At 72.3% G+C, this 9,465-nt stretch carries 5 protein-coding genes; all 5 read left to right on the forward strand.

Features of this window, described 5'->3' with window-relative positions; translation table 11 throughout:
• The first annotated feature begins 156 nt into the window (after positions 1–156).
• Positions 157–750 carry a small secreted protein gene (locus ACFV2J_RS14515; RefSeq protein ID WP_385438811.1) on the forward strand — a complete coding sequence of 198 codons (594 nt, stop codon included), beginning with the start codon at positions 157–159 and terminating at the stop codon, positions 748–750.
• A gap of 268 nt (positions 751–1,018) precedes the next feature.
• Entirely contained in the window at positions 1,019–2,539 is a 1,521-nt protein-coding gene (locus ACFV2J_RS14520; RefSeq protein WP_385093234.1) for a methyltransferase, read from the forward strand.
• A gap of 757 nt (positions 2,540–3,296) precedes the next feature.
• Positions 3,297–3,494 (forward strand): hypothetical protein, encoded by a 198-nt coding sequence (locus ACFV2J_RS14525; protein WP_385438814.1) that lies wholly within the window; start codon positions 3,297–3,299, stop codon positions 3,492–3,494.
• A gap of 236 nt (positions 3,495–3,730) precedes the next feature.
• A complete protein-coding gene (topA, locus tag ACFV2J_RS14530; protein WP_385093240.1) occupies positions 3,731–6,544 on the forward strand; it encodes a type I DNA topoisomerase in 2,814 nt (937 codons plus the stop codon).
• A 114-nt stretch (positions 6,545–6,658) separates the two neighbouring features.
• Positions 6,659–9,465, forward strand: a 2,807-nt coding sequence (tmk, locus tag ACFV2J_RS14535) for a dTMP kinase (protein WP_385438817.1), incomplete at its 3' end; no start/stop codon positions are given.

Genomic DNA, 9,465 nt, shown 5'->3' on the forward strand with positions numbered 1-9,465 from the left:
GCGTGTATTGACACGCCGCCCGCCCGCTCCGCGTGGGTGCGCATCCCCGCCGTGAGCCTTCTCTCGCTTGGTGCAAATGGCTTCAATAAGGGGTGAACCGGGTGCACGGCCCGCGGCTGTCGCCCGGATGGCGTGTATGTTCCGGGGCCGAGAGCCATGGAAGGGACCAATCCGGTGAACAAGAAGCTCACGGCCGTACTGTCCGGCGGTGCGGTACTGGTACTGGCGCTGTCGGGATGCAGCAGCAGCGACAACGGCAACAACGACAAGCTGAACTCCTGGGCCAAGCAGGTCTGTGACGCGGTACAGCCGCAGGCCAAGAAGATCGAGGCCGCCAACGCCGCGATCCAGAAGGAGACCTCGGACAACAGCGCGCCGGACGCCGTCCGCAAGACGGACGCGCAGGCCTTCCAGGACATGTCCGACGCCTACAAGGCGATCGGCGCCGCCGTCGACGGTGCCGGCGCGCCCGACGTCACCGACGGCAAGAAGAAGCAGACGGACGCGGTGAAGGAACTCAACGGCATCTCCGCGTCCTACGCCGCACTCAAGAAGCAGGTCGACGGGCTCGACACGAAGGACCAGGCGAAGTTCGCGGACGGCCTCAAGGGCATCGCGACGCAGCTCGCCAAGCTGAGCCAGAGCGGCAACGACGCGCTGAAGAAGCTTGAGGAGGGCGACGTGGGCAAGGCGATGGCGAAGCAGGCGAGCTGCAAGTCGGCGTCGTCGCCCTCCGCGGCCCAGGGCTGACCCCTCGTCGGGCGAGCGACCGCCCGCCCGACGAGGACCCGGCAAGGGACCCGCCAGGACCGGACGCGTGTCCGAACCGGGACCCGGCGAGGGACACGACACGTGTCCGAACCAGGACCCGGCGCGCCCGCGTGCCGGGTCCTCGGCGGGTGTGTCCACAGGTGCACGTTCCGCTTGTCCACAGGCCTGCGCGCGGCCGTCCACAGGAGTGCGCGCCGCTGTCCACAGGAGTGCGTGCCGGTCGGCGGGAGCGGACACAATGGGGGATGTGAGTCACACCAGCCTGCCACCGTTGCCCTCGTCCGACCGCGTCGACGTCGCCGCCCGGCTGCGGGACGCCCTGCTGGGCGCCTCGTTCACCGCCGACGGGATGCTCGACCTGCTCGGCGCACCCGCCTACGCGGCGCTGGCGCGCAGCGAGACCGTCCCCGCGCTCCGGGCGACCCGCGGGGACACACCCCTGGAGACGCTCGTCCGGCTGTTCCTGCTCCAGCAGCCCGTGCCGCACGCGCGCGTGGCCGACGTGCTGCCGGTCGAGGACTGCCTGGAGAGCGGCTGGCTGTCCCGGGTGGGCGGGGACGAGGTCGCCGCGACGGTGGACGTCCGGCCGTACGGAGGACCCGGTGGCGAGGACTGGTTCATCGTGTCCGACCTCGGGTGCGCCGTCGGCGGCGCGGGCGGCATCGGCAGCGGTGAGCAGGGCGTGGTCCTCGGTGTGGGCGGCGCGTCCACGACCCTGGCCGGGATCACGGTCCGCGAGCCCGTCGCCGCCGCGCTCGATCTCGGCACCGGCTCCGGCATCCAGGCCCTGCACGCGGCCCAGCACGCCACGCGCGTGACCGCGACCGACCTCAACCCGCGCGCGCTGCACATCACCGCGCTCACCCTGGCGCTCTCCGGCGCCCCGGCGGCCGATCTGCGCGAGGGCTCGCTCTTCGAGCCGGTCCCGGACGACGAGACGTACGACCTGATCGTCTCCAACCCGCCCTTCGTCATCTCGCCCGGCGCCCGGCTCACCTACCGTGACGGCGGGATGGGCGGGGACGATCTGTGCCGCACGCTCGTTCAGCAGTCGGGGGACCGGCTGAACGAAGGGGGATACGCCCAGTTCCTGGCCAACTGGCAGCACGTGGAGGGTGAGGACTGGCAGGACCGGCTGCGCTCCTGGGTGCCGCGCGGCTGTGATGCGTGGATCGTGCAGCGCGAGGTCCAGGACATCACGCAGTACGCGGAGTTGTGGCTGCGCGACGCGGGCGACCACCGCGCGGACCCGGCCGAGTACCAGGCGCGGTACGACGCTTGGCTGGACGAGTTCGAGGCGCGCAAGGTCAAGGCGGTCGGCTTCGGGTGGATCACGCTGCGCAGGACGGCGGCCGCCGAGCCCTCGATCACGGTCGAGGAGTGGCCGCACCCCGTCGAGCAGCCGCTCGGCGACACCGTGCGCGCGCACTTCGCCCGTGTCGACTTTCTGCGGGCCAGCGACGACGCGGCGCTGCTCGCCGGGCACTTCAGGCTCACGGCCGAGGTGGTCCAGGAGCAGGTCGGGCTGCCCGGCGCCGAGGACCCGGAGCACGTGGTGCTGCGCCAGAACCGCGGGATGCGGCGGGCCACCAAGGTGGACACGGTCGGCGCGGGCTTCGCGGGTGTGTGCGACGGCACGCTGAGCGCCGGGCGGATCCTCGACGCCATCGCGCAACTGGTCGGTGAGGATCCGGTGTTGCTGCGCGACCGGACGCCCGGTCAGATCCGGCTGCTGGTGGAACAGGGGTTCCTCGAGCCCGCGGAGTGACGAGGGACGCGCGTTCCCCCGTCCGGACCCTCCTCCAGGATCCCCCGTCCGGGCCACTCCAGGATCTTTCGTCCGGACCTTCCTCCGGGGCCCTTCGACTCGACCCGTCGTCGGGCCCGCGTCACTTCGCGCTGCCCGGGCTCATCGGTCAGGTCTTCGCCGGAGTCCCACCTGCGGCCCCGTCTCCGGAGTCCGCCGTCCGGCGCAGCCGTCTCTGGAGTCCGCCGTCCGGCGCAGTCTCCACGGTTCCCCGATCGGGCCCCTTCGCCAGAGTCGTCCGACAGGCCCTCTCGGCGGGGCCGCCGGCGCCGGGATGTGAATCTGGCCAACCTGCGTCCGGCGGCGGACGCTCGGGGCGGTCCACCCGCGGGTGCGCCGCTCACCGGCCGGGAAAGCGTGTCCGGTACCTCGGGACGCGCGACCGGCCGGCAAGGCACGGGTGAACCGGTCGGTGAGGACGGGGACCGGTGAGGACGCGGACCGGTGACGACGCGGGTCGAGGAGGACGCGGGCCGGTGAGGACTCGGACGGGCGAGGACGCGGAAGGGGAACGACGAATTCGCCACAGTTCCGCGCCCGGCGAGTCGCTCCGACGACGCGAGGACACCCCCCGGAGGGACGCCACACCGGGTGCGGTCGGAGCCGTTCAGGGCCGCCGATGGGGTGCCGTACGCCCTGCGTTCACCGCAGGTTCGTACAGCCGCTTCCGGGACGTGCCAGCCTCCCGAGCCTGGGACCCGGGGTGGAAGGCATATCGATGGAAAGTGGACCGGCGATCTTCGTGGGGACGGCGTTCGCCCTGTTCGGAGCCGCATTGCTGACGTGGACGGTGGTGCGGCTGCGGCAGGGCGAGCCCATCGCCGCCGGTGTGAACCGCGTCGCATCGGCGACGGTCGCGAGCGTCGCCGGAGCAGGTGCGCTGGCACTCGGGATGTGGTGTTTCACGCGCGTGTGAGAACCGGGACCCCGGTAACCGGGGGATCACGCTCCGGATGGGTTCGAAAGGGCAGCTGCGTACTCCGGGCGGCAGGAATGGCGGTAGTCGGGTTACCGTTCGAGTGGCCGTTGCGGGCTTTTCCCGTTTGACACGGGGGCGGGATGTACCGTCACACTCCGCAGCGTCAGCATGACCCGACCCCCGGGACCAAGGCCTGGGGAGACCCCCTGCGTCGACCGGAGAGAAGAGCGAAGTTGTCCCCGACCAGCGACACCGCACACGGCGGCCGCCGACTCGTCATCGTCGAGTCGCCTGCCAAGGCGAAGACGATCAAGGGCTATCTCGGCCCCGGCTATGTCGTCGAAGCGAGCGTCGGGCACATCCGCGACCTCCCCAACGGCGCGGCGGAGGTGCCGGAGGAGTACACCGGCGAGGTGCGCCGCCTCGGCGTGGACGTCGAGCACGACTTCCAACCGATCTACGTGGTCAACGCTGACAAGAAGGCCCAGGTCAAGAAGCTCAAGGACCTGCTGAAGGACTCCGACGAGCTCTTCCTCGCCACCGATGAGGACCGCGAGGGCGAAGCCATCGCGTGGCACCTCCTCGAGGTCCTGAAGCCCAAGGTCCCCGTCCACCGGATGGTCTTCCACGAGATCACCAAGGACGCGATCCGCAGCGCCGTCGCCAATCCGCGCGAGCTCAACCAGCGCATGGTCGACGCCCAGGAGACCCGCCGCATCCTGGACCGGCTCTACGGCTACGAGGTCTCGCCGGTCCTGTGGAAGAAGGTCATGCCGCGTCTGTCGGCGGGCCGCGTCCAGTCCGTGGCGACCCGCCTCGTCGTCGAACGGGAGCGCGAGCGCATCGCCTTCCGGTCCGCCGAGTACTGGGACCTGACCGGCACCTTCGGCACCGGCCGCCGTGGGGACGCGTCCGACCCGTCCTCCCTGGTGGCCCGTCTCACCGCGGTCGACGGCAAGCGCGTCGCCCAGGGCCGCGACTTCGACTCGCTCGGCCAGATCAAGGGCGCGAACACGCTCCACCTGGACGAGACGAACGCCCGCGCGCTCGCCGCCGCCCTGGAGGACACGGCCTTCGCGGTCCGCTCGGTCGAGTCCAAGCCGTACCGCCGTTCGCCGTACGCGCCGTTCCGCACGACGACCCTCCAGCAGGAGGCCTCGCGCAAGCTCGGCTTCGGCGCGAAGGCCACCATGCAGGTGGCCCAGAAGCTGTACGAGAACGGCTTCATCACGTACATGCGTACGGACTCCACGACCCTCTCGGACACGGCGATCACCGCCGCCCGTACCCAGGTCACGCAGCTGTACGGCGCCGACTACCTGCCGGCCCAGCCGCGCACGTACGCCGGCAAGGTCAAGAACGCGCAGGAGGCGCACGAGGCGATCCGTCCCTCGGGTGATCGTTTCCGCACCCCGGCCGAGACCGGTCTGACCGGCGACCAGTTCAAGCTGTACGAGCTGATCTGGAAGCGGACCGTCGCCTCCCAGATGAAGGACGCGGTCGGCAACTCCGTCACGGTGAAGATCGCCGGCACCGCCGCCGACGGCCGGGACGCCGAGTTCAGCGCGTCCGGCAAGACGATCACCTTCCACGGCTTCCTGAAGGCCTACGTCGAGGGCGCCGACGACCCGAACGCCGAACTCGACGACCGCGAGCGCCGTCTCCCCCAGGTCGGCGAGGGCGACCCGCTGTCCGCCGAGGAGATCACGGTCGACGGCCACGCCACCAAGCCGCCGGCCCGCTACACCGAGGCCTCGCTGGTCAAGGAGCTCGAAGAGCGCGAGATCGGCCGCCCGTCGACGTACGCGTCGATCATCGGCACGATCCTCGACCGCGGCTACGTCTTCAAGAAGGGCACGGCCCTGGTGCCGTCCTTCCTGAGCTTCGCCGTGGTCAACCTCCTGGAGAAGCACTTCGGGCGGCTCGTCGACTACGACTTCACGGCCAAGATGGAGGACGACCTCGACCGCATCGCGCGGGGCGAGGCGCGCGCCGTGCCGTGGCTCAGGCGCTTCTACTTCGGCGAGGGCGAGGCCACCGGCGCCGCCGAGGCCGGGAACGGCGACGGCGACCACCTGGGCGGCCTCAAGGAGCTCGTCACCGACCTGGGCGCCATCGACGCCCGCGAGGTGTCCTCCTTCCCCGTCGGCGAGGGCATCGTGCTCCGCGTGGGCCGCTACGGCCCGTACGTCGAGCGCGGCGAGAAGGACTCCGAGAACCACCAGCGCGCGGACGTGCCCGAGGACATGGCCCCGGACGAACTCTCCGTCGAGCTGGCCGAGGAACTGCTCGCCAAGCCGAGCGGCGACTTCGAACTCGGCAACGACCCGGAGTCGGGCCACCAGATCATCGCGCGGGACGGCCGCTACGGCCCGTACGTCACCGAGGTGCTCCCCGAGGGCACCCCGAAGACGGGCAAGAACGCCGTCAAGCCGCGCACCGCGTCCCTCTTCAAGTCCATGTCGCTGGACACGGTGACCCTTCAGGACGCCCTCAAACTGATGTCCCTGCCGCGCGTCGTCGGCAAGGACGCCGAGGGCGTGGAGATCACCGCGCAGAACGGGCGCTACGGGCCGTACCTGAAGAAGGGCACGGACTCGCGCTCCCTCCAGACCGAGGACCAGCTCTTCACCATCACGCTCGAAGAGTCGCTGGAGATCTACTCCCAGCCCAAGCAGCGTGGCCGTGCGGCCGCCAAGCCGCCGCTGAAGGAGCTGGGCGAGGACCCGGTCAGCGCGAAGCCCGTCGTCGTCAAGGACGGCCGTTTCGGGCCGTACGTGACCGACGGCGAGACGAACGCGACCCTGCGGTCCGGCGACAGCGTCGAGGACATCACTCCGGAGCGCGGCTACGAGCTGCTCGCCGAGAAGCGCGCCAAGGCCCCGGCCAAGAAGACCGCGAAGAAGGCCGCCGCCAAGAAGACGGCCACCAAGAAGGCCCCGGCCAAGAAGGCCGCCGCGAAGAAGACGACGACGTCGAAGACGGCCGCCAAGAAGGCGCCCGCCAAGAAGACGGTCGCCAAGAAGACGGCGGCTTCCGAGAGCTGAGACCGGGCCGGCACCGCCCCGCACATGTGGACGCCTCCGCACCTTCCGGTGTGGGGGCGTCCACATGTTCGGGCACCCCTTCGGACAGTCAGTGGGTCCCGATAGGCTTGCAGAATGACGCGAGCCGAGCAGCCTACGGCCCACACTCCGGCCCCCGACGACGCCCTGGTCGCGGATTCGCGCGAGCGCGCCGTGCGCGCGCTGCTGCGCCAGCCGCAGCTGAAACGCCTGTGGGGCGCCCACCTCGTAGGGAGTGTGGCCGACGCCCTGGCCCTGCTCGTGCTGGTCGTGCTCGTCCTCCAGGCGGCCGTCGCCGAGGGCTCCTTCGGCGGCGGCTACCGCGGCGTCGCCCTCGCGGTGTCCGCGGTCTTCGCGGCGCGCGTGCTCGCGACGCTGCTCTTCGGGGCGGTCCTGCTGGGCCCGCTCACCTCGCTGACCTCGAAGGACGGCCCGCTCGACCGGCGCTGGACCATGGTCGGCGCCGACGGCCTGCGCGCCCTGCTGCTGATCGTCGCGCCTCTGTGGATCGACTGGACACCGGACGACGCCCTTGCCGTCCTCCTGGTCGTCGCGTTCGTGACCGGTGTGGCCGAGCGCTTCTGGACGGTGAGCCGCGAGGGCGCCGCCCCCGCGCTGCTGCCGGGGCCGCCCCTGGAGGGCGCCACCGTGCGCCCGCTGCCGGACCACATGGACGCGCTGCGGCGCCTGTCCCTGCGTACCGCCTTCGCGGCGGTGCCGATCGCGGCCGCGGCGCTCGTCGTGGTGTCCCTCGTCAACAACCTGCTCGGTGCCGGGATCGCCTGGTTCGACCAGCACCAGGGGGCGCTCGCCTCGTACGTCGCCGCCGGGCTGTTCGCCGCCTCGCTCTCCGTGCTCACCTTCCTCGAACTGCCCGACACCCGCACCCCCCGGGCCCGCTCGCCCCTGGAGGGCCTGCGTCGCCCCAGGACGGGCACCGGCGTCGACAAGGGCCGTACCGGCGTGATCCCGCTCCTGGTGCTGGCCTGCGCGGCCGTCGCCGCGGCGATCGCGGCCGCCGTCGCCGTCTCCGTGCTGCAGGCCAAGGACCTGGGCGGCGGACCGGTCACGTACGGGCTGCTGGTGCTGGCCCTGACCGGCGGTGTCGTCGTCGGCATCCGTACCGCCGCCAAGGTGCTCCCGTCGCTGTCGCGCCGCCGGCTGCTCTCGCTCGCCATCGCCTTCACCGGTATCGCCCTGCTCGCCGCCGGCCTGGTCCCGGACGTCACCACCGTGCTGCTGATCGTCGCCCTCGCGGGCGTCGGCGCGGGCGTCGCCGCGAACACCGGGCACGCGCTGCTCGACCAGGAGACCGAGGAGTACCGGCGGGCACGCACCACCGAACACCTGCACGCGGTCGTACGGGTCTCGGTGGCGCTCGGCGCCCTGCTCGCGCCCCTGGTGGCCGCGGCGATCGGACCCCACCGCCTGGAGAACGGCAAGTTCGTGTTCGCGCACGGCGGTGCCGCCTTCACCCTGATGCTGGTGGGCGCCCTGCTGCTGCCCGTCGCCGCCCTGGTGCTCGCCAAGGTCGACGACCGCTCGGGCGTGCCGCTGCGCCACGACCTGCTGGACGCGCTGCGCGGCGGCGACGACCCGCTGCCGACGCCCGCCGGGAACGGGTTCTTCATCGCCCTGGAAGGCGGTGACGGGGCCGGGAAGTCGACCCAGGCCGAGGCGCTCGCCGAGTGGATCAGGGCCAAGGGCCACGAGGTCGTGGTGACCCGCGAGCCCGGCGCCACACCGGTCGGCAAGCGGCTGCGGTCGATCCTGCTGGACGTGTCGTCGGCGGGCCTGTCGCACCGCGCGGAGGCGCTGCTGTACGCCGCCGACCGCGCGGAGCACGTGGACACGGTGGTGCGGCCCGCGCTGGAGCGCGGTGCGGTCGTCATCTCCGACCGCTACATCGACTCCTCGGTGGCCTACCAGGGCGCGGGCCGCGACCTCTCGCCGACCGAGATCGCCCGCATCAACCGGTGGGCGACCAACGGACTGGTGCCCCACCTCACGGTCCTGCTCGACGTCTCCCCGGAGGCGGCGCGCGAACGCTTCACGGAGGCGCCCGACCGGCTGGAGTCGGAGCCCGTCGAGTTCCACACGCGCGTGCGGTCCGGTTTCCTGACGCTGGCCGCGGCCGACCCCGGCCGCTACCTGGTCGTCGACGCGGCGCAGGAGCCCGAGGCGGTCACCACCGTCGTCCGGCACCGCCTCGACGTGATGCTGCCGCTCTCCGAGGCCGAGGTGAAGGCCCAGGAGGAGGCACGCAAGGCGGCCGAGGAGGAAGCCCGGCGCAAGGCCGAGGAAGAGGCCGCCCGCAAGGCCGAGGAGGAGCGCCAGGAGCGCGAGCGCCAGGCACAGCTCGCCCGGCTGCGCGCCGAGGAGGAGGAACGCAAGCAGCGCGAGCTGGAGGAGGCCCAGCGCCGCGAGGCCGAACGGCAGGCGGAGGAGGCCCGGCAGCGCGCCGAGGACGCCCGCCGCCGGGCCGAGGAGGAGCGGACCCGTCTGCTCGCCGAGGAGAAGGTCAGGGCCGCCGAGCAGGAACGGCTGCGCAAGCAGGCCGAGGAGGAGGCCCGGCTGCGCGCCGAGGCGGAGACCCGGCGTCTGGAGAAGCAGCGCAAGGCCGAGGAGGCGCTTCTGCGCGCGGAGCGGGCCCGGCGTGCCGCGGCGGAGACGGCGGCCGCGTCGGCCACGGCCGCCGCCGCGGCGAGCGCCGCGGCGTCCTCGCCTTCCACCGGTACCGCTCCTTCCACCGGGACTTCGACATCGGCCACCACGTCGGGGTCCGCTCCGGAGCGGACCCCGGCCCCGGCCCCGGCGCACACCGCCGCGCAGGCCCCCCCCGGCCCCCGCCCGCGCACCGGCACCGAGTGCGCCAACCCAGCGACCGAGCCCCCGCCGGGCGG

Origin of the sequence: Streptomyces sp. NPDC059668 (assembly GCF_042734135.1) — a bacterium.
Lineage (GTDB): Bacteria > Actinomycetota > Actinomycetes > Streptomycetales > Streptomycetaceae > Streptomyces.

What these genes read in the sequence shown, in the direction of transcription:
- ACFV2J_RS14515 (WP_385438811.1), top strand. Translation starts at nt 157, where the DNA reads ATGGAAGGGACCAATCCGGTGAACAAGAAGCTCACGGCCGTACTGTCC.
- ACFV2J_RS14525 (WP_385438814.1), top strand. Translation starts at nt 3,297, where the DNA reads ATGGAAAGTGGACCGGCGATCTTCGTGGGGACGGCGTTCGCCCTGTTC.